An 18,921-nucleotide genomic window follows, 5' to 3' on the forward strand; every position below is an offset into this window, starting at 1 on the left:
GCAGTGCTCGCCCGGCGTTGCAGTTGCCAGGCCAACACCAGCAACGGCAGCGCCGCACCCGCCAGCCCCAGCAATGCGCTGGTCAAGTCCATAGCCATAGCCACTCCTGCCATTGAAATAAAGCCTGAAGGTTAACCAAGGCGTCAGGTCTTGGACAGCTCAGTCTTCGATCAGGCCCAGTTCCTGTTGCGCACGCAAGTCCCCTGCCCTTGCGGCCTGGCGCAAGAGATCCTGGCCAATCCGGCGATCGCGGGCGTTGCCGCATTCCCGGCACATCAGTTGCCCCAGCCGTCCCTGTGCAGCGACGACTCCTTCACGCGCCGGTTGCTTGAGCAAATGTCCGGCGATGTGTTTGACGTTCGGGTTTTCGCCCAGGCGCGGGCTGTCCAGCAGCCACTCGGCCACTCGCATCGAAAAGCGCTTGGGTGAGGCGACGGTGGACGATTTGTCGGAGGAGGAAGGAGGTGGTGTACGAAACTTCATAAAGCACTGTGGGCAGATCGGAAGGCGCGCCACTCTACTCTCTTTTTCTTACAGGTAAAGCCGAAAAAAACCCGGCACGCCCGTCCTAGAGCAAGCGCTCGGGACAATCCACAGAAGCTGTGGATAACTCAGTGGACAACCGTCATTGAACTCGCGCAAAGGCTTATGGAATGGGGCCTGCAGTCAAACTGACGATTTTTTCACCAGTAAAAAAAAGCGATGTTTTTCATTGACTTAAATTTTGGTTACAGGCACCCACTGCGTTTGAAGGCTGGATGACAGCGCGGTGACAGTCTGCGCAACTAATGTGCACAAGTACCTTCGTCACGGTTATATCGCTGCGCTTTTTCGGCGCATTTTTCTCAGTTTGCTGGGGATAACCCACGCTAAACCCGCGTTCCAGGCTGGTCGCGGGCATGCAAATGATGAAGACCACCGGTCGGATTTCGGGCTACTACAAGGCTGTCCCAGGCATCGCCACGCAGCCGCCAGACGATGAAGTGGCGAGAGCATGCTGTTTTTTTGCCAGCCCCCTTCCCTTTGCCAGATCAATCCGTTACTATCCGCGGCGTTAGTACCAAGCTGAAAGTCAATTCTGGTCGAACAAATCCCCCCGGAGCCTTCCACAGGAAGCAGCCACCGAAAAAGCGGGATCGACCACCTCGATGGTTTCCAGGTAAATCTTGCGCCAACACGGCCTTTGAATCGAAAACAAAGGGTGTTGCCAGGCTCATTACTCTGTCCGAACCAGCCTGCAAATTGATCAGGATCTTCACCCCGGGCCCAGAACCTTTGCCCCTGATGTGTTGCCTGCCCTCCTAAGTACCTACCTGCCAGCCCAAGCGCGCCAATTATCAGCGCTTCAAACTGGCTGCTTTGTTCCAGTCGGGTTCTTCGTTCGACCAACGGTGGTCGTCGTCACTGGAACGTTTTAATTTTGCACGGCTCTTATCCGTGTCGCTTGTAGGAACACCCAATGACTATGTCTACTCAAATCCATACCCAGGATGCTATCCGCACCCTCACCAACGCTTTTGCTCCGATGAACTGCCTGATCATGGCCGCGCGCAAAGGCTGTTTCAGCTTCACCCTGGTCAACGAACACGGCATCGCCCGTCACAGCGAACGCCTGTACCCCGACCAGTACTCCAGCGCCGAACCGCTGCAGGCAGTGATCGAGCGTACGCGCCAGGCCCTGGTCGCCTGAGACGCCAGCGTTACTGAAACACCAGAAGCCCCGCCCAAAAAGCGTAATGCTGTTCACTTTAGGTTGGAGGGCTTCAGGTGGATATTTGGATTAGGTGTATATCCATTCCTGCGGTAACGGCCACCTAAGGTTTCGCCCTTACGGCGAGTCACTTGGAAGAACGGAACGCCGCCCGGCCCCAAGTAACCAAGGGCTCTTGCCCCTGGCGTTCGGTGCCTCGCCCAGGCTCGGCATACCCTCGCTCCGGTCCTGCTCCGTGGGCCCGCCGCGATGGGCCATCCTTGGCCCAGCGCGGCTAACCCGGCATCCATGCCGGGTTGCCCACTGCGCAGAACCGGAACGAAGCCTCTCGATGGGGCAAGAAAATCAAACCCAAAGCAAAAGCGAGGCGGCCTGACAGCCGACCTGATTAAGGGACCTGTCTACGATCCAATTGTGCGAGCCTGCTCGCGATGGACGTCCAGATAGCGCGATCCTCCAGACAGGGCGCGATATCGTTGACGTCCATCGTCGGAACGCCGCCCGGAGCAAGCTCGCTCCTACAGGGGAACGTGCTCACTTGAAACCAGGTCGGCTGTCAGGCCGCCTCGCTTTGCTTTGATCGTGGCGCCCCGTTAAACCACGATGGCCGAACGCAGGCATTGCGCAGTGGGGAAACCGGCAGGACGCCGGTTTAGCCGCGCTGGGCCAGGGATGGCCCATCGCGGCGACCCACGGAGCAATGCCGGAGAGAGGGCATGCCGAGCCACAGCGAGGCACCGAGTGGTGGGGCAAGAGCCTTTTGGTTACTTGGGGCCGGGCGGCGTTCCGTTCTTCCAAAAGTGACTCGCTGTAAGAGCGAAACCCTAAGTGGCCGTTACCGCAGCAATGGATATCCCCCCAATCCAGTTCTTAACAACACCATGCTTAAGTGAACAGCATTACGCCCAAAATGCGGGGCTTTTTGTTGCCCAACGTTTCCAGGTGACTAAGCACGGATAGATATAAGGTTTATAACTCGCAGGCGGAAATATTTTAAAAACAGTCCTTTACGCGGTGAATATGACACTAGACTTCAACTCAAGCGGCCCTGTTCCGCTTCCGACGAGCCTGAGTCGATTCACCGCTGCCAAAGCCTTTCAGGTTCGTCGCCAAATTGATGTATCGAGGGTTTTATGGGTATCGCTGCCAGCGAACTGTGCCGTTATGTGATCCGTCCAACCTTGATCTACCTTGGACGCCATAGCGCAACCGCCGAATCCCTGCTGCTTGGCATTGCCGCCAGCCAGTCAGCCCTTGGTTCCGCCCTGCATGACCGCCGTGGACACGGCCTGTACCGAATCGCCGAACCCCGCCACCAGGCACTCTGGGACCATTACCTGGCACTCGACCCGGAACGTGCGAGCCTGGTTCGAGGCCTGGCCAGCCAGCATGCTTTCCTCAGCGGCCCGCACCTGGAATTGACCGTCAACCTGCGTTACGCCACCGCCATCGCCTGGCTGCTGGTCGAAGAACAGAACACTCCCCTCCCCGAAGCAGACGACCTGCTGGGCATGGCGCGAATCTGGCGCCAGACCTTCCAGCCCCAGGGTCGCCTGCGAGACTTCACCTGCGCTTGGCAAACTTGTGTATCACCGCTGAATCAGGTCGCCTGCTGAAACCTCTGGATGCAAAGATCGCTCAACTGGCAGCGATTCTGGTCGGATTGTCCTACAAAACCGCTCTAAATCAAGCATTACAGCCTATGGCGCTGGGACGAAAATGTTGGTAATTTTCGCCCCGGTGATCACCAGGAGTTCTAATAATGAAAAAAGTAATGCTCAAAACCACCATTAGCCTCGCCGTTGCCTTAGCATCCACCCAGATCTTCGCCAGTGGTTTTGCCCTCAACGAACAAAGCATCAGCGGGATGGGGACAGGTTTTGCCGGGCGATCTTCTGCTGCCGACGACGCATCCACCGTATTTGGCAACCCTGCCGGCATGTCTCGCCTCAAGCGCGAACAAGTAACCGGCGGCGCTGCATTCATCGACGCGCACGCTGACATCAGCGATGCCAGCTCGTCGAATGGCGGCACCAACAAGGGCGACATGGTCCCTTTCATGGGCGTGCCTATGGGTTACTACGTCAAGCCACTCGATGACCAGTGGGCAGTCGGTTTCGGCGTCTACGCTCCCTTCGGCCTGGTGACCGACTATGAGAACGGCTTCGCCGGCCGTTACTTCGGCAGCAAGAGCGAAGTCACGATCGTGACCCTGCAGCCAACCGTCAGCTACGCCTTTAACGACAAGGTGTCGATCGGTTTCGGTCCGACGATCAACCGCATCGACGGCAAGCTGGAATCGAATCTGTCGCTGAGCCCGAACCCAGCCGCACCGGACGGTGAAGTCAAAATCAAAGGTGACGACACTGCGCTGGGCTACAACATCGGTATTCTGGTGCAAGCCACCGACTCCACTCGCGTCGGCCTGACCTATCACTCGAAAGTGAAGTACAAGCTCGAGGGTGACACCAAGGTCAACTACGTCGGCCTCGCGGCCCTGCGTCAGAGCCCGAACCAGAAGTACGACGCTTCGCTGGACATCACCACGCCTGAGTCGGTGGACTTCTCGGTCACGCATCAACTGGACGACCAGTGGACCCTCTACGCAGGCAGCACCTGGACTCGCTGGAGCCGCCTGAAAGAAATCACCGTCGAGAACAGTGGTGTGCCTGCTGCTTTGAACCCAGCGTTTGGCACCATCACCGAAGAACAGAACTGGCACGACACTTGGGCTCACGCCATCGGTGCTTCGTATCAGCTGAACAAGCAATGGGTGTTGCGTACCGGCCTGTCGGTCGACCAGTCGCCGACCAACAACGAAAATCGCTCCCCACGCATTCCAACGGGCGATCGCACGATCTTCAGCCTGGGCGCCGGCTGGAGCCCGACCGACGACCTGACCATCGACGTGGCGTACTCGTACCTGCGTGAAGAGTCGGTCAAGGTCAACGACAACAACGGCCGCCAGGCCTACAGCTCCAAGTATGAAAACTGGGCGAACGGTTTCGGCGTCGGTGCGACCTACCGCTTCTGATGACCTGCGGCGAGCCTGAACCCTTCGCCTGACACCAAAAAGCCCCGCTCTCTTGTACAGAGGCGGGGCTTTTTAATTTCCACGCATGAGATCAGGCTGGCCGGAAGGCCGTCATCGCCAGCAAGCCGGCTCCTACAGTTTGCGTTATCCATGTGAGCGTCGATCAGGGCGCTGAAGCCAACGGCGGCGAAGCCAGCGCGTTTTCCACCGCTTCAATGAACTCAGGATCATCGGGCTTGGTCAGGCTGGAGAAACTGGCGATCACCTTGCCCTGGCGATCAACCACGTACTTGTAGAAATTCCACTTCGGCGCGCCGCTCTGCTCGGCGAGCACCTTGAACAGGTTTGTTGCATCGTCGCCCCTGACTTTCTGCGGCTCGGTCATGGTGAAGGTCACGCCGTAGTTCACGTAGCAGACCTTGGCCGTCTCGGCGCCATCCTTGGACTCCTGCTTGAAGTCATTGGACGGCACACCGATCACCTCCAGCCCCTGCTCCTTATACCGCTGATTGAGCGCCTCAAGGCTTTTGAACTGCGGGGCAAAACCACAGAAGCTTGCAGTATTGACCACCACCAGCGGCTTGCCGGCGAAGCGCTGGCACAGGTCGATGGATTCATTGGCGCGCAACTTGGGCAACGAGCCCTGCAGCAACGCCGGGCACTCGGCCGCCTGGGCCAATCCGGTAAAGGCTACCAGTAACGCGGGAACCGCCAGCCAGCGCATCAGCATATCGGTACTTCCTTGAGAGTTCGTGTTTGGTCGACGTTACTCGCCCTCACTTCCCGCCAGCAAGCCTTTAGCATGCCCCCAGGCCCAGCTGCATCAGCGCCAACCCGCCCTGATGCCAGCCCCACCATGCCAGCGCCAGCAGCAAGGCGCAGACGGCAGCCACCATGATCCGTGGCCACAGGCTGTTCATGTCGCACTCATCTGGGTTTGCAGGCGCGCCACCGGCCGCTCACGCACGGGCCAGTTCAGGGCTGCAGCCATCAGGCTCAAGAGAATCGCCACCTGCCAGATCAAGTCGTAGCTCCCCGTCCGGTCATACACCACCCCGCCCAGCCAGCCACCGAGAAACGATCCGAGCTGGTGAAACAGGAACACTATCCCACCGAGCATGGACAAGTTTCGTACACCGAACAAGGTGGCCACGGTGCCGTTGGTCAAGGGCACGGTCGATAACCACAGCAATCCCATGGCCATCCCGAACAGGTAAGCGCTGGTGGTGGTCACTGGCGCCCACAGGAACAGCGCGATCACCACTGCGCGCAACAAGTACAGGGCAGTGAGCAAGCGCGGCTTGGACATGCGCCCGCCGAGCCAGCCGGCGGTATAGGTGCCGAAGATGTTGAACAGGCCGATCAGCGCCAGCACGGTGGTGCCGACTGTCGCCGGCAAATGCTGATCCACCAGGTAGGCCGGCAGGTGCACGCCAATGAACACCACCTGGAACCCACAGACAAAAAAACCGAACGCCAGCAGCCAGAATCCCGAATGGGAACAGGCCTCTTTCAGCGCTTCAGAGAGAGTTTGTTCGTGGCCGAGTACCGGCAGCGGCTTGTCCTTGAGCATGCCCACCAGCGGCACGATCAGCGCCACCAGCACGCCCAGCGCCAGCAATGCCGCGGACCAGCCGAGCCAGCCGATCAACCCCAGCGTGCCCGGCAGCATCGCGAACTGGCCGAACGAACCGGCGGCGCTGGCGATGCCCATGCCCATGCTGCGTTTTTCCGGCGGCACCGCGCGCCCGACCACGCCGAGGATCACCGAGAAGGAGGTGCCGGACAGGCCGATCCCGATCAGCAGGCCGGCGCTCAGGGACAAGGTCCCCGGCGAGTCGGAAAGCCCCATGCACACTAGGCCTGCCGCGTACAGGACACCGCCGACCAGCACCACTTTCGCCGCGCCAAAACGGTCGGCCAAGGCACCGGTGAACGGTTGCGCCAGGCCCCAGATCAGGTTCTGCAGAGCGATGGCAAAGGCAAAGACCTCACGCCCCCAGCCGAACTCGGCGCTCATCGGTGCCAGGAACAGCCCGAAACCGTGCCGCACTCCCAGGGACAACGCCAGGATCAGCGCACTGCCCACCAATACCCAACCGCACGTACGCCACATCGATGTCATTCTTGTTCTCCAGTCGCGGGTATATACCCGCTTATGATCGAGCGAACCGGCCTCATGCCAGTTCGTCCAGCAATTTGAGTAACGTTTCGCGTTTTTCGGCCCCCAGGCGATCGATCAATCGCTGTTGCGCTGCCTCCCAGGCTGGCAAAGCGGCTTTGAGGCGCTCGGCGCCCGCTTCGGTCAGCTGGACGATGCGATTGCGCATGTCCTCGCCCTCGACCAGCATCACCAGGCCTTCACCTTCCAGCACCCGCAAATTGCGTCCCAGGGTACTGCGATCCAGCCCCATGGCCTCAGCCAGGGTGGAAATACTCGGTTGGTCCAGGCGCTGCAGATTGCACAGCAAAGAATACTGGGCAACGTTGATTCCGAAGCCATCGAGAGCGCCGTCGTAATGCCTGCTGACGCCACGGGCGGCGCGACGCAGGTTGATACATAAACATTGGGAGTCGAGCATGATGCGTGTATATACCCGTGGTTAGATGAGTGCAAGTCCTGCGAGCATCGCAACTTCCAGCAATTCCAGCAACGCCCCCGCCGTGTCTCCCGTCGTGCCACCCAATCGACGCCGCATCACCTGCCTCAGCCAGACAAAAATCAATGCCGCCAGCAGCAACGCCCAAACACCGTCGAGGCCGGCGATCAGCACACACAACAGGCTGCTTGCCGCCAACACCTGCTTGCCCGCCAGGCGCGGAAGATGATCGGCCAGGGCCTGCCCCAAACCGCCGGGACGTACGTAAGGCGTGGTGAGGAACAATCCCAGTAACGCGCTGCGGCTGATCAAGGGAACAATGATCAGGGCCAGTGCCTGCTGTTGCTCGATCAGCGCAACCAGGGCGGCAAATTTCAACAGCATCACCAACACCAGTGTGACCACTGCAATCGGCCCGCTGCGTGGATCCTTCATGATCGTCAACGTGCGCTCACGATCACCGAATCCGCCAAGCCAGGCATCAGCGCTATCGGCCAGGCCGTCCAGGTGCAGCGCGCCGCTGAGCAGCACCCACACCGCCAGCAACACTGCCGCGTGAAGCAACAATGGCGTACCCAGCAACAGCCAGTTCAACACCCACAGCATCGCGCCGAACAGCAAACCCACCAGCGGATAAAACAGCAGCGAGCGCCCCAGTTCTTCAGGCGTCGGCATGCCCGGCAAGCGAATCGGCAGGCTGCTCAGGAATTGCAGGGCGATCCAGAATGGCAACATGTTCAGCGCACTTCCCTTAATACGCCATCGGGCTCGACCGCCAGCGAGAACAGCGCCCCATGCGCCACTTCAACATTGAGCAGTTGCTCCCTCGGCAAACCGCGGGCATGGGCCAGCAACAATCGCATGACCCCACCATGACTGATCAGCAGCACACGTTCCCCGGCGTACGCCGCCTGCAAACGCGCCACTGCCGCCAGCACCCGCGCGGAAAAGTCCGTGACCGGCTCGCCTTCCGGTGGAGTAAAGGCATAAGGATCAGCCCAGAACAAACCCAGATCCTCGGCGTCGGTCTCCATCAGCGCCGCAGCGCTCTGCCCTTCCCAGGCACCGAAGTGCAGTTCTTGCAGGTTCCTGTCCAGCTCGATCGGCAGCCCCGATTGCACCGCCAGCTCTTCGGCGAACCGGGCACAGCGCTGCAACGGCGAACTGACCAGGCGATCCCAAGGTCCCTGCTCCGCCACCGCTGCGCGCATCTGCGCCCAGCCCTTGTCCGTCAGCGCGTCGTCGAGGCTGCCACGCAAGCCGCCGCCGAGTTCGGTTTCACCGTGGCGCAACAGGTCCAGGTGCAAGATCATGCCGGACGGTCCGCCACCGCTGCTTCGGCGAACGTCGCCATCTGCCCGTGCAGGTCACAGGCCAGACGCAGCAATGGCACCGCCAACGCCGCGCCACTGCCCTCGCCCAAGCGCAAGCCGAGGTCCAGCAAGGGCTCGGCATTCAGGGTTTCCAGCACATGGCGATGCCCCGGCTCAGCCCCGCGATGACCGAACAACAGCCATGGGCGGCACGATGGATTCAAGCGCACCGCCACCAACGCCGCGACGCTGCAAATGAACCCGTCCACCAATACCGCGATGCCTTGCTGGGCGCATGCCAGGTAGGCGCCGACCAGTGCCGCAACCTCAAAACCACCGAGATTGAACAGGGTTTGCAGCGCATCGCCACGCTGAGCGCCGTGCAAGGCCAGCGCGCGTTCGATCACTCGGGCTTTATGACTGACCCCCGACGCATCCAGCCCCGTCCCCGGCCCGGCCAGGTGCACCACCGGACAATCGAGCAAGGCACAGGCCAGGGCGCTGGCCGCCGTGGTGTTGCCGATGCCCATTTCGCCACCGATGAACAGTTGCGCGCCCATGGCGACGGCCCGCTGCACGCTGTCGCGGCCGGCCTGCAAGGCACGCTCACCCTGAGCCACGGTCATCGCCGGAGCCTGGGCGAAATTCGCCGTACCCGGACCGATGTTCAAGTGACGCACACCCGCCAGGTTCAATGACGGCGTGATGGTGCCAAGATCGACCACCTCCAGGGAGGCGCCCAACTGCCGCGCCAATACGCTGATCGCCGCACCGCCGCTGACGAAGTTTTGCAGCATCTGTCCGGTGACTTCCTGTGGATAGGCCGACACACCCTCGGCCACTACACCATGGTCACCGGCAAAAATCGCGATCCACAACCGCTCCAGAGTCGGCTTGACCTGCCCCTGCAGCCCGGCCAGTTGCACCGCCACCGCCTCAAGCTGGCCGAGGGAACCAGCCGGTTTGGTCAGTTGCTGTTGACGGGCTTGCGCCTGTTCGACAGCCTGGGCGTCGATCGGTCGGCACGGGTTCAGCCACCAGGAGGGGTTCATAACGCAGTTCCTTTCAAAGTCAGGGGCAGGCCGGCGACGGTCAGGATGACGCGCTGACAACGCTCGGCCAGGGCTTGATGCAGCCAACCGGCTTCATCGACATAGCGGCGAGTCAATTCGCCCAGGGGCACGACACCCATTCCGGTCTCGTTGCTGACAAAAATGATTTCACCCGGCAACGACGCCAGGCATTCGAGCAAGGCTTCGCGCTCGGCGTTCAGGCGTTCGGCATCGTCAAGCATCAGCAGGTTGGTCAGCCACAGCGTCAGGCAGTCCACCAGCAGGCAGCGCTCAGCGCTGGCGGTTTCACGCAGGACGCGGGCCAGTTCCAGCGGCTCTTCGATCAGCGCCCATTCGGCCGGACGGCGGGCGCGATGATGGGCCACGCGCTCATTCATTTCGCCGTCCAGGGGTTGGCTGGTGGCGATGTAGGTCACCTGGAGCCGACTGTCGGTTGCCAGTTTTTCAGCCAGGCGACTCTTGCCGGAGCGGGCGCCGCCGAGGATCAGTTGGAGCATGGTTCATTCCTGTAAATGTGCAGTGAGGCCACTGCAGTCTTCGCGAGCAGGCTCGCTCCCACAATGGAACGCGGTCAACTGCCAACTCAAATCCCGCAAAGCTCACGCAGCAGCCCGGTATCCAGATGCTTCTCCACCAGATCCGCCAACCGCTCGATATCCCGTTCGCGCAACCCGTGGTAATCCACGTCCTGCACATCCTGCAGTCCCGCCCAACGCAACAGCGCACTGCACGCCGCCGCAGACTCGAACAGGCCATGCAGGTAGGTGCCGATAATCTGCCCGTCAACACTCTGCGCGCCATCGCAGCGGCCATCGTCCAGCTGCACGGCAGCGTTTTCCAGGGCCGGGCCGGTGGTGACGCCAGCGTGGATTTCATAACCGCTGACTTCAGCATTCTCCAGCGCCAGGCGTCCGCGTACATTGCGCAGCTGCTTCTCTTCTTCCAACTGCGTTTCAAACGCCAGCAACCCCAGCCCCGCACTCGAACCCGGCGCGCCTTCAAGGCCCAGCGGATCATGCACTTGCTCACCGAGCATTTGCAGGCCACCGCAAATGCCCAGGACTTTTCCACCGTAGCGCAAATGCCGGGAGATCGCGGTATCCCAGGCGTTGGCGCGCAGGTACGCAAGGTCGCTGCGCACGCTTTTCGAGCCCGGCAGGATGATCAGGTCGGCTGGCGGAATCACCTGGCCGGGGCCGATGAATTGCAGGTCCACTTGCGGGTGCAGGCGCAGCGGATCGAAATCGGTGTGGTTGCTGATGCGCGGCAGTACCGGCACCACCACTTTCAACACGTGCCCGGCCTTGTCGGCCTGGCGCTGATCGATGCCGTCCTCGGCCTCCAGGTGCAAGTCCATCACGTACGGCAGCACGCCGATCACCGGTTTGCCGGTGCGTGCCTCAAGCCAGTCGAGACCAGGTTGCAGCAGCGCGATGTCGCCGCGAAAACGGTTGATGATGAAACCTTTGACCCGCGCCTGTTCGCTCGGTGACAGCAGTTCCAGGGTGCCCACCAGATGGGCGAAAACACCCCCGCGATTGATGTCGGCGATCAGTACCACCGGGCAATCCACCGCTTCGGCAAAACCCATGTTGGCGATGTCGCCCGCGCGCAGATTGATCTCGGCCGGCGAGCCCGCGCCTTCGACCATCACCAGCGGATAGGCCGCGCTCAAGCGCTCATGGGAGGCCAACACCGCCTGCATGGCGATCGCTTTGTAGTCGTGATAGGCCACGGCGTTCATGGTCGTGACCGCACGTCCATGGATGATCACCTGGGCGCCGGTATCGCTGTTGGGCTTGAGCAGCACCGGGTTCATGTCGGTGTGGGGCTCGAGAAAGGCAGCCTGGGCTTGCACAGCCTGGGCCCGCCCGATCTCGCCACCGTCGGCGGTCACCGCGCTGTTGAGCGCCATGTTCTGCGGCTTGAACGGCACCACGCTGACACCCTGGCGTGTCGCCCAGCGGCACAGGGCCGTCACCAGGGTGCTTTTACCGGCGTCGGAGGTGGTGCCTTGCACCATCAGCGTGGTCATGGGTGTTCCTTGGCGAAGGCGTCCAGCGCCGATTCGAGGCGTGCCCAGTCGGCTTCATCGCCAGGCAGGCCGAAACGCAGGCTGCTGTTGTGGATGAACAGGCGCAGCAGAATGCCGCGCCGGGCCATGAAGTCGTGCAACAGCTCGGCGCGCTCGGTGATCAGCCACTGGAACAAGGCGCAACCGCCCTGGGGTTCGAAGCCGTATTGAGTCAACAGAGTGGCCAGCCGCGCGCTGGCCTCTTCGGCGCGCACCCGCTGGCGCGTGTGCCCTTCGGTGTCGCGCAGGCACGCCTGGCCCAGCACACGGGTCGGCCCGCTGACCGCCCAGGGCCCGACCTGCTCGGCGAGCAACTTGAGCAGCCTGCGCTCCGCCAGGACAAACCCCAGGCGCACCCCGGCCAGGCCGAAAAACTTGCCAAAGGAGCGCAGCACGATCAGACCGACCTGATGGGCAAACGGCGCCACGCTCAGGTGCGGCGTGTTGTCCATGAAGGCCTCGTCCACCACCAGCCAGCCACCGCGCGGAGCGAGGCGCGAATGCCAGTCGAGCAGACGCGCGGGCGTCAGGTTCAGCCCGGTCGGGTTGTTCGGGTTGACCACCACCAGCACGTCGAGGCTATCGACGAAGAAGTCGACTTCCTGCTCCAGCACCTCGCGCACAATGTATCCGTTGCGCCGCCACGCCTCGGCATGCTCGGCATAACAGGGCGACAGCACGCCGACCTTGCCCGCCCGGCGCAGGCGCGGCAGCAACTGGATGGCCATCTGCGAGCCGGCCACCGGCAATGCCTGCAGGGTGCCGTAATAGTCGCAGGCCGCCTGCTCCAGGCCGTCATCGGTTTCCGGCAATCGCGCCCAGGCGCGCAGCGGAATGTCCGGCACGGGAAATGGCCAGGGCGCCAGGCCGCTGGACAGGTCGAGCCAATCGGCTTCGTCAATGCCGTAATCGTGCGCCGCCTTGCGCAGTCGTCCGCCGTGCTCAAGCATAAAATTCAGCCCCCACACACAAAATCAGCAGCCACAACCATACCCCGCGCTGGACCAGTTGCCAGCCGCGGTCGATGGCGTCGGCATCGGCCGGCACGCCCTCGCCCAACTGAGGCCGCTGATGCAATTCACCGTGATAAATCGCTGGCCCGCCCAACTCGACGCCCAACGCACCGGCACCCGCCGCCATCACCGGGCCGGCATTCGGGCTGTCCCAAGTCGGTCCCTGGGTGCGCCAGCATTTCAACGCCAGGCGAGTCTTGCCCAGCAGCGCATAGGTCAACGCCACCAGGCGCGCAGGAATGTAGTTGAGCACGTCGTCGATCTTCGCCGCCGCCCAGCCGAACCGCTCGAAGCGTTCGTTGCGATAACCCCACATGGCGTCCAGGGTGTTGCTCAAACGATAGAGCACCACGCCCGGCGCCCCGGCCACGGCGAACCAGAACAACGCGGCAAACACTGCGTCGCTGCCATTTTCCAGCACCGATTCGGTGGCGGCACGGGCGACGGCGGTTTCATCCAGATCACTGGTTTTACGGCTGACCAGATAACTCACCCGTTGGCGCGCTTCTTCAAGATTATTGCTGCGCAAGGCCTTGGCCACAGGCTCTACATGTTCACCAAGGCTGCGCATGCCCAAGGCGCAATAGAGGGCGAGGATCTCGACGACCCAGCCGACGTAGGGCGCCCAGGAAAATGCCGTGGCCAACAGGGTCAGCGGCAGGACGGCGATCACCCAAGCGGTGACCCCATGGCTGCGCCAGCCGCGACCGCCGCCATTGAAACGTTGCTCGATGCGCTCGGCAAATCGACCGAACGCCACCAGCGGATGCCAGCGTTTGGGTTCACCCAGCAGCGCATCCAGCGCCACTGCGGCGACACTCAACAACGCCACACTCATTGACTCACTCCCCAATAATTTTCATACAACAGCTCACTCAGCGGACGCGCCTGCGCCCAGCCTTCGAGTGCCAGCATCGGTGCCGGATAAAACGCCTTGACCGGTCCCAGGCAGAGAATTGCCAAGGGCTTGGCACCCGCCGGCAGACCCAGCAGGTCCGCCAGGGCTTGCGGTTCGAACAGCGAGACCCAGCCCATGCCCAACCCTTCGGCACGGGACGCCAGCCAGAGGTTCTGGATCGCGCAGGACAACGAGGCCAGGTCCATCTCCGGCAGGGTACGACGACCGAAGATATGCCGTTCGCGATCGTCCATCAGCGCGGCGACCAGCACCTCCGCGCAATCGTTGATGCCCTCGACCTTGAGTTGCATGAATTCGTCGGTGCGCTCACCGAGGGCCTCGGCGGTGCGCACGCGTTCCTGCTCCACCAGGACCTGGATCTGGCTGCGCAAGGCACGGTCGCTGATGCGGATGAAGCGCCAGGGCTGCATCAGGCCGACACTTGGGGCCTGATGCGCGGCTTCGAGCAGGCGCCGCAGCAACTCGGGCTCGACCGTGCCGCCGGCGAAGTGGCGCATGTCGCGACGCTCGGCGATGGCGCGGTAGACCGCATCGCGTTCGGCCTGGCTGAAGGTGTTGTCAGTCATGGCCTCTTCGCTGCGATGCGGCGCCCCGACAAGCCAGCGCCTACCGGGGTTAGGTGATCAACTGTAGGCGCTGGCTTGCCAGCGAAGGCGGCCTCAAGGTCTGGCGCAAACAACGCGGCAACCGCTTGCGGATTGGACGGAAAATAAAAATGCACGTAAGAGGCCGTCATCCGCCCCTCACGATAAACAGCTTCAGCGCCACGCCCGCCGTTAGGACTCAAGCCCCGGGCAATCGGTGCCAGTTCGGTGGTGGTCAAGGAGTGATGATAGGTGTGTCCACGCAGCGAACCTTCCGGCAGCTCCACCGCTTGCAGGGCCAATGCAGCGAGGCGCTTCTGCATCACCGCATCGCCCTTCAACAAGCCGACCAGTTCCGCGCGCGTACCCTCGACATCGGTCAGCGAATCGAGCAGGTAAAGCATCCCGCCACATTCCGCCAGCAAGGGTTTGCCCGCCGAGTGGTGCGCGCGGATCGCCGCCAACATCGCGGTATTCTGCGACAGCGCCACATGGTGCAACTCCGGATAGCCGCCCGGCAGGTACAGGCTGTCCGCCTCGGGCAAACCCGCGTCACGGATCGGCGAGAAAAATAGCAACTCGGCACCCATCGCCCGCAACACATCCAGGCTGGCACCGTAGGTAAAGGCAAAGGCTTCGTCACGGGCCACGGCGATACGCACACCAGCCAATAACGGTTCGGCCGCGATCACATCCGGCGCGGCGAATTCCACCGCTGGTGGCAGCGCGACTTCACAGCTGCTGGCCAGGGCATCCGCCGCCGCATCGAGGCGCACGTCCAGGTCATTCAACTCGCTGGCCTGTACCAGGCCAAGGTGGCGACTGGGCAATTCGATGCCGGTCTCCCGGGACAAGGCGCCGTACCAGCGCAGGCCTTCGGTCAGGCTGCCTTCGAGCAGTTGCGCATGGCGCAGAGTGCCTACGCGGTTGGCCAGCACGCCGGCAAACGGCAAGTCCGGCTGATAGCGCGCCAGGCCCAGGGCCAGGGCGCCAAAGGTCTGGGCCATGGCGGTGCCGTCGATCACGCCGAGCACCGGCACGCCAAAATGCCGCGCCAGGTCGGCACTGGACGGCGTACCGTCGAACAGCCCCATGACGCCTTCGATCAGGATCAGGTCAGCCTCAGCGGCGGCCTCCCACAGCAGGCGACGGCTTTCCTGCTCGCCGACCATCCACATATCCAGTTGATACACCGGCGCACCGCTGGCGCGCTCGAGGATCATCGGGTCGAGAAAATCCGGGCCACACTTGAACACCCGCACCTTGCGGCCCTGGTTGCGATGCAAACGGGCCAACGCGGCGGTCACGGTGGTCTTGCCCTGGCCGGAGGCCGGTGCGGCAATCAATACCGCCGGGCAATGACGAGATTGATTCACAGCTCGACGCCTTTTTGCGCTTTGATACCGGCCTGGAAGGCGTGCTTGATCATGCCCATTTCAGTGACGGTGTCCGCCAGCTCGACCATTTCCGGCTTGGCGCCACGACCGGTGACCACCACATGCTGCATGGGCGGGCGCGCCTGCAGATCGCTGAGCACCTGATCGAGATCGAGGTAGCCGTGCTTGAGGGCGATGTTCAGTTCGTCCAGCACCACCAGGCCGATCGATGGATCGCGCAACAATTGCTGCGATACCGCCCAGGCCGCTTCGGCCGCCGCGATGTCGCGCTGGCGATCCTGGGTCTCCCAGGTGAAGCCCTCGCCCATCACATGAAAACGCACCTGCTCGGGGAAACGCCGGAAGAACAGCTCTTCACCGGTGCTGTTGCGCCCCTTGATGAACTGCACCACACCGCACTGCATGCCATGCCCCATGGCACGGGCAAGCATGCCGAACGCCGAGCTGCTCTTGCCTTTGCCGTTGCCGGTCAGCACCAGCAGCAGGCCGCATTCGTTCGGGGAATTGGCGATGCGTTCGTCGATCACGGCCTTTTTGCGCAGCATGCGCGCCAGATGACGTTCGTCACGATCAGGGGTATCAGACATGGGGAGCTCTCCGTTGAGGCAGGATTAACGGCGGGCAGGCACAAGAATAGACGGCAAGAAGCCTGGCATCGCCCACCGTGATGCCGCTTGGATGGATCAGGCCGGTCTCCGGGCTCATGAGCGGCGTGATGCCGGACTGCGCGCCTTCCCGCATCAACGATCGACACAGTGGCTCCAGACGCAGTTTTCACTCATTTACCGTTGCGGGGGCAGCGCCGGGATCGCAGGGCTTCATCGACTGAAGCGCTCAACTCACCGGCTTCCCTGTTTCACTCTGTCGACCCAAAGCCACAGAGCACCTGAAACAAGCGGCGAAGGTTAGAGGGTTGGGGGTGGAGCGTCAATTGAAGACGCGGCGCTGTCGCGAATAACTGCCACCCACCAATAAAGTGACGTCAATCTTGTGCCACACGCCCAGCAGTGATATCAAATAGCCATAAGCCACGGCACAATAACAAGGGTGAACCCCATGCAAGGCATCATCATCAGCAATCCGAATCTGGAATTCCTGCGCCCGGCCCTGGAACGCTGGTTCGACTGTATAGATCGCTATAACGCCGTGCGCGGCGACAACGAAACGCCCTACTGGCTCGACGAAAAGGCCAACCTCGGCCTGTTTTCCGCCGCCGCCTGGATGGCCGAGATGATTACGCTGCAACAATCGCCCACCCGCAAACAGATCGAAGAAGGCGAACGCAACGGCCGCGCCGATCTGTTTATCGCCACGCCCGAAGCCCGCGCCTGGCTGCAGACCACGCAACGCTGGCCCAGGCTCAATAGCCTGAACCTGACCCAGGCCCTGCTGGATATCACCAGCGATGCGAAGAAAATCAGCTTCGCCAGCGACCTGAAAATCGGCTGCCTGTTCGTCGCACCGCACAAGAGCCAGCAAGGCGCTACCCCCGAAGAACTCCAGGACACGGTCGATGACCTGCAAAAGGAGCACAGCTGCGCCGTGGCCTGGTATTTCCCCTATGCCTATCGCAAATTACGCAACGAAACCGGTCACTATCACCCCGGCATCGCTGTGCTGCTCAAGGAAGCTCGCGGCTGAGGTTGAACCATCGGGCTGCCGCGCTTCTCTATGAATTAAGTCACTGCATTCATAGGGAAGGTCAGTAATGCGTACGTCTGAGCTGCTTTTCGTTGTTGTGTTAGCGGGAGGGCTCGCCGCCTGTGGCGAATCCGCCCGCTTGCAAGTCACCGACGGCATCGGGCCGTCACCCCGGCTACCGGAACCCAACAAGACGCTGTTCCCGACAATGAACATCGCCCCGGCCATCGGCTGGGCGGATGGCGCAAAACCCGTGGCGGCCAGCGGCACTCAGGTCGGCGCATTTGCCGAGAACCTCGATCATCCGCGCTGGCTTTACGTGCTGCCCAATGGCGACGTGCTGGTCGCCGAAACCAACGCCCCGCCCAAGCCCGATGACAACAAAGGCATCAAGGGCTGGATCACCAAGAAAGTCATGGGGCGCGCCGGTGCCGCCGTACCGAGCCCAAACCGCATCACGCTGCTGCGCGACAGCGACCACGATGGCGTCGCCGAAACCCGCACGGTGTTCCTGGAAAACCTCAACTCGCCCTTTGGCATGACCCTGGTCGGCAATGACCTGTACGTCGCCGACACCGACCGGCTGTTGCGCTTTCGCTATGAAAACGGTGACACGGCCATCAAGTCACAACCGATCAAAGTCGTCGACCTGCCGGGGGGCACCCTGAATCACCACTGGACCAAAAATGTCATCGCCAGCAAGGACGGCAGCAAGCTGTACGTCACGGTAGGCTCCAACAGCAACGTCGGCGAAAACGGCCTGGACCAGGAGCAAGGCCGCGCGGCAATCTGGGAAGTGGATCGTGCCACCGGCAACCATCGGATCTTCGCCTCGGGCCTGCGCAACCCTAACGGCATGGCCTGGGAGCCAAATAGTGGCGCACTGTGGACAGCGGTCAACGAGCGCGACGAAATCGGCAGCGACCTGGTGCCGGACTACATTACCTCGGTGAAAGATGGCGCCTTCTATGGCTGGCCATTCAGCTATTACGGCCAGCACGTCGATGTGCGCGTCGAGCCGCAAAACCCTGACCTGGTGGCCAAGGCGATTGCCCCGGACTACGCGGTCGGTCCGCACACCGCCTCACTGGGCCTGACGTTTGCCGAAGGCAACACGCTACCGCCGCCGTTCAAGGAAGGCGCTTTCATCGGCCAGCATGGCTCCTGGAACCGCAAGCCGCACAGCGGATACAAAGTGATTTTCGTGCCTTTTAGCGGCGGTAAACCAAGCGGGCAGCCGGTGGATGTGCTCACCGGTTTTCTCAATGACGAGGAAAAAGCCATGGGCCGGCCGGTGGGTGTGGTGATTGATCAGCAGGGGGATCTGCTGGTGGCCGATGATGTGGGGAACAAGGTATGGCGGGTGTCGGCCGCGCCATAACCCGCACTTGAAAAACAGGCCGACCGGTCGGCTTTTTCTTTCACTTTTGCGTTTGCGGGGCTTTTGATCTTGATTTTCTTGCCCCCTCACACCCTGAGCCTGTCCGTCAACCTGTGACGACCTCCATCGGAGCCTCTACCAACGTTGATCCATGCCGCATCGAAGCTTGTTGTGGGAGATT

20 protein-coding genes and 1 riboswitch are annotated in these 18,921 nt (G+C 61.9%); of the genes, 5 read left to right on the forward strand and 15 right to left on the reverse strand.

What is annotated here, in order from left to right; translation table 11 throughout:
- Nucleotides 1-159 precede the first annotated feature (159 nt).
- Nucleotides 160-483, reverse strand: a complete 324-nt coding sequence (locus NQL71_RS09990) for an SEL1-like repeat protein (RefSeq protein WP_077184024.1) — start codon at nt 481-483, stop codon at nt 160-162.
- Between the two features lie 982 nt (nt 484-1,465).
- Between NQL71_RS09990 and NQL71_RS09995 the strand changes: the two genes are divergently transcribed.
- The 3 genes from NQL71_RS09995 (at nt 1,466) to NQL71_RS10005 (ending at nt 4,745) form a co-directional block, all read left to right on the forward strand.
- Nucleotides 1,466-1,690 (forward strand): hypothetical protein, encoded by a 225-nt coding sequence (locus NQL71_RS09995; RefSeq protein ID WP_007898912.1) that lies wholly within the window; start codon nt 1,466-1,468, stop codon nt 1,688-1,690.
- A gap of 1,154 nt (nt 1,691-2,844) precedes the next feature.
- The gene (locus NQL71_RS10000) at nt 2,845-3,327 is read left to right on the forward strand and encodes a hypothetical protein (RefSeq protein WP_046819412.1); all 483 of its coding nucleotides are present in this window, start codon (nt 2,845-2,847) and stop codon (nt 3,325-3,327) included.
- 146 nt (nt 3,328-3,473) lie between these two features.
- Nucleotides 3,474-4,745, forward strand: coding sequence for an OmpP1/FadL family transporter (locus NQL71_RS10005; protein ID WP_046819411.1), 1,272 nt, complete (start codon nt 3,474-3,476; stop codon nt 4,743-4,745).
- Nucleotides 4,746-4,908: 163 nt separating this feature from the next.
- On the opposite strand, the gene NQL71_RS10010 is transcribed toward NQL71_RS10005, so the two are convergent.
- The 14 genes from NQL71_RS10010 to cobO form a co-directional block, all read right to left on the reverse strand.
- A complete protein-coding gene (locus NQL71_RS10010; RefSeq protein ID WP_274642596.1) occupies nt 4,909-5,475 on the reverse strand; it encodes a glutathione peroxidase in 567 nt (188 codons plus the stop codon).
- A 67-nt stretch (nt 5,476-5,542) separates the two neighbouring features.
- Nucleotides 5,543-5,665 carry a hypothetical protein gene (locus NQL71_RS10015; protein ID WP_256721527.1) on the reverse strand — a complete coding sequence of 41 codons (123 nt, stop codon included), beginning with the start codon at nt 5,663-5,665 and terminating at the stop codon, nt 5,543-5,545.
- Nucleotides 5,662-6,870: an MFS transporter gene (locus tag NQL71_RS10020; RefSeq protein WP_046819409.1), complete on the reverse strand. Its 1,209-nt coding sequence runs from the start codon at nt 6,868-6,870 to the stop codon at nt 5,662-5,664. Before NQL71_RS10020 ends, NQL71_RS10015 begins: the two co-directional genes overlap by 4 nt.
- 52 nt (nt 6,871-6,922) lie before the next feature.
- Nucleotides 6,923-7,327, reverse strand: a complete 405-nt coding sequence (locus NQL71_RS10025) for a MarR family winged helix-turn-helix transcriptional regulator (RefSeq protein WP_046819408.1) — start codon at nt 7,325-7,327, stop codon at nt 6,923-6,925.
- A gap of 21 nt (nt 7,328-7,348) precedes the next feature.
- Nucleotides 7,349-8,080 (reverse strand): adenosylcobinamide-GDP ribazoletransferase, encoded by a 732-nt coding sequence (locus NQL71_RS10030; protein ID WP_077184026.1) that lies wholly within the window; start codon nt 8,078-8,080, stop codon nt 7,349-7,351.
- A 2-nt stretch (nt 8,081-8,082) separates the two neighbouring features.
- Nucleotides 8,083-8,658 carry an alpha-ribazole phosphatase family protein gene (gene cobC, locus NQL71_RS10035; protein ID WP_046819406.1) on the reverse strand — a complete coding sequence of 192 codons (576 nt, stop codon included), beginning with the start codon at nt 8,656-8,658 and terminating at the stop codon, nt 8,083-8,085.
- The gene (cobT, locus tag NQL71_RS10040; protein WP_166619434.1) at nt 8,655-9,710 is read right to left on the reverse strand and encodes a nicotinate-nucleotide--dimethylbenzimidazole phosphoribosyltransferase; all 1,056 of its coding nucleotides are present in this window, start codon (nt 9,708-9,710) and stop codon (nt 8,655-8,657) included. The genes cobC and cobT overlap by 4 nt, the downstream gene beginning before the upstream one ends.
- Nucleotides 9,707-10,228, reverse strand: a complete 522-nt coding sequence (gene cobU / locus NQL71_RS10045) for a bifunctional adenosylcobinamide kinase/adenosylcobinamide-phosphate guanylyltransferase (protein ID WP_046819404.1) — start codon at nt 10,226-10,228, stop codon at nt 9,707-9,709. Before cobU ends, cobT begins: the two co-directional genes overlap by 4 nt.
- 86 nt (nt 10,229-10,314) lie before the next feature.
- Nucleotides 10,315-11,766 (reverse strand): cobyric acid synthase, encoded by a 1,452-nt coding sequence (locus tag NQL71_RS10050; RefSeq protein WP_274642597.1) that lies wholly within the window; start codon nt 11,764-11,766, stop codon nt 10,315-10,317.
- Complete coding sequence (gene cobD, locus NQL71_RS10055; RefSeq protein WP_046819402.1) at nt 11,763-12,755, reverse strand: threonine-phosphate decarboxylase CobD; 993 nt, start codon at nt 12,753-12,755, stop codon at nt 11,763-11,765. Before cobD ends, NQL71_RS10050 begins: the two co-directional genes overlap by 4 nt.
- Nucleotides 12,748-13,656, reverse strand: a complete 909-nt coding sequence (gene cbiB, locus NQL71_RS10060) for an adenosylcobinamide-phosphate synthase CbiB (RefSeq protein WP_046819401.1) — start codon at nt 13,654-13,656, stop codon at nt 12,748-12,750. The genes cobD and cbiB overlap by 8 nt, the downstream gene beginning before the upstream one ends.
- Nucleotides 13,653-14,303, reverse strand: a complete 651-nt coding sequence (gene bluB, locus NQL71_RS10065) for a 5,6-dimethylbenzimidazole synthase (protein WP_046819400.1) — start codon at nt 14,301-14,303, stop codon at nt 13,653-13,655. Before bluB ends, cbiB begins: the two co-directional genes overlap by 4 nt.
- Nucleotides 14,300-15,697: a cobyrinic acid a,c-diamide synthase CobB gene (locus tag NQL71_RS10070; RefSeq protein WP_274642598.1), complete on the reverse strand. Its 1,398-nt coding sequence runs from the start codon at nt 15,695-15,697 to the stop codon at nt 14,300-14,302. The genes bluB and NQL71_RS10070 overlap by 4 nt, the downstream gene beginning before the upstream one ends.
- Nucleotides 15,694-16,305, reverse strand: a complete 612-nt coding sequence (cobO, locus tag NQL71_RS10075; RefSeq protein ID WP_008065287.1) for a cob(I)yrinic acid a,c-diamide adenosyltransferase — start codon at nt 16,303-16,305, stop codon at nt 15,694-15,696. The genes NQL71_RS10070 and cobO overlap by 4 nt, the downstream gene beginning before the upstream one ends.
- An 82-nt stretch (nt 16,306-16,387) precedes the next feature.
- Nucleotides 16,388-16,623, reverse strand: a riboswitch (cobalamin riboswitch).
- 151 nt (nt 16,624-16,774) lie between these two features.
- Between cobO and NQL71_RS10080 the strand changes: the two genes are divergently transcribed.
- Complete coding sequence (locus NQL71_RS10080; RefSeq protein ID WP_274642599.1) at nt 16,775-17,359, forward strand: hypothetical protein; 585 nt, start codon at nt 16,775-16,777, stop codon at nt 17,357-17,359.
- A gap of 67 nt (nt 17,360-17,426) precedes the next feature.
- Nucleotides 17,427-18,740, forward strand: coding sequence for a PQQ-dependent sugar dehydrogenase (locus NQL71_RS10085; protein ID WP_274642600.1), 1,314 nt, complete (start codon nt 17,427-17,429; stop codon nt 18,738-18,740).
- The last annotated feature ends 181 nt before the right edge of the window (nt 18,741-18,921 follow it).

This window comes from Pseudomonas serbica, assembly GCF_028823535.1.
GTDB lineage: Bacteria > Pseudomonadota > Gammaproteobacteria > Pseudomonadales > Pseudomonadaceae > Aquipseudomonas > Aquipseudomonas serbica.

Coding starts and splice junctions, on each gene's coding strand:
- NQL71_RS10000 (WP_046819412.1), top strand. CDS start 2,845: ATGGGTATCGCTGCCAGCGAACTGTGCCGTTATGTGATCCGTCCAACC.
- NQL71_RS10010 (WP_274642596.1), bottom strand. CDS start 5,475: ATGCTGATGCGCTGGCTGGCGGTTCCCGCGTTACTGGTAGCCTTTACC.
- NQL71_RS10030 (WP_077184026.1), bottom strand. CDS start 8,080: ATGTTGCCATTCTGGATCGCCCTGCAATTCCTGAGCAGCCTGCCGATT.
- cobC (WP_046819406.1), bottom strand. CDS start 8,658: ATGATCTTGCACCTGGACCTGTTGCGCCACGGTGAAACCGAACTCGGC.
- NQL71_RS10080 (WP_274642599.1), top strand. CDS start 16,775: ATGCAAGGCATCATCATCAGCAATCCGAATCTGGAATTCCTGCGCCCG.
- NQL71_RS09995 (WP_007898912.1), top strand. CDS start 1,466: ATGTCTACTCAAATCCATACCCAGGATGCTATCCGCACCCTCACCAAC.
- cobO (WP_008065287.1), bottom strand. CDS start 16,305: ATGTCTGATACCCCTGATCGTGACGAACGTCATCTGGCGCGCATGCTG.
- NQL71_RS10020 (WP_046819409.1), bottom strand. CDS start 6,870: ATGACATCGATGTGGCGTACGTGCGGTTGGGTATTGGTGGGCAGTGCG.
- NQL71_RS09990 (WP_077184024.1), bottom strand. CDS start 483: ATGAAGTTTCGTACACCACCTCCTTCCTCCTCCGACAAATCGTCCACC.
- NQL71_RS10050 (WP_274642597.1), bottom strand. CDS start 11,766: ATGACCACGCTGATGGTGCAAGGCACCACCTCCGACGCCGGTAAAAGC.
- cbiB (WP_046819401.1), bottom strand. CDS start 13,656: ATGAGTGTGGCGTTGTTGAGTGTCGCCGCAGTGGCGCTGGATGCGCTG.
- NQL71_RS10005 (WP_046819411.1), top strand. CDS start 3,474: ATGAAAAAAGTAATGCTCAAAACCACCATTAGCCTCGCCGTTGCCTTA.
- cobU (WP_046819404.1), bottom strand. CDS start 10,228: ATGCTCCAACTGATCCTCGGCGGCGCCCGCTCCGGCAAGAGTCGCCTG.
- NQL71_RS10015 (WP_256721527.1), bottom strand. CDS start 5,665: ATGAACAGCCTGTGGCCACGGATCATGGTGGCTGCCGTCTGCGCCTTG.
- cobD (WP_046819402.1), bottom strand. CDS start 12,755: ATGCTTGAGCACGGCGGACGACTGCGCAAGGCGGCGCACGATTACGGC.
- NQL71_RS10085 (WP_274642600.1), top strand. CDS start 17,427: ATGCGTACGTCTGAGCTGCTTTTCGTTGTTGTGTTAGCGGGAGGGCTC.
- NQL71_RS10025 (WP_046819408.1), bottom strand. CDS start 7,327: ATGCTCGACTCCCAATGTTTATGTATCAACCTGCGTCGCGCCGCCCGT.
- bluB (WP_046819400.1), bottom strand. CDS start 14,303: ATGACTGACAACACCTTCAGCCAGGCCGAACGCGATGCGGTCTACCGC.
- cobT (WP_166619434.1), bottom strand. CDS start 9,710: ATGAACCCCTCCTGGTGGCTGAACCCGTGCCGACCGATCGACGCCCAG.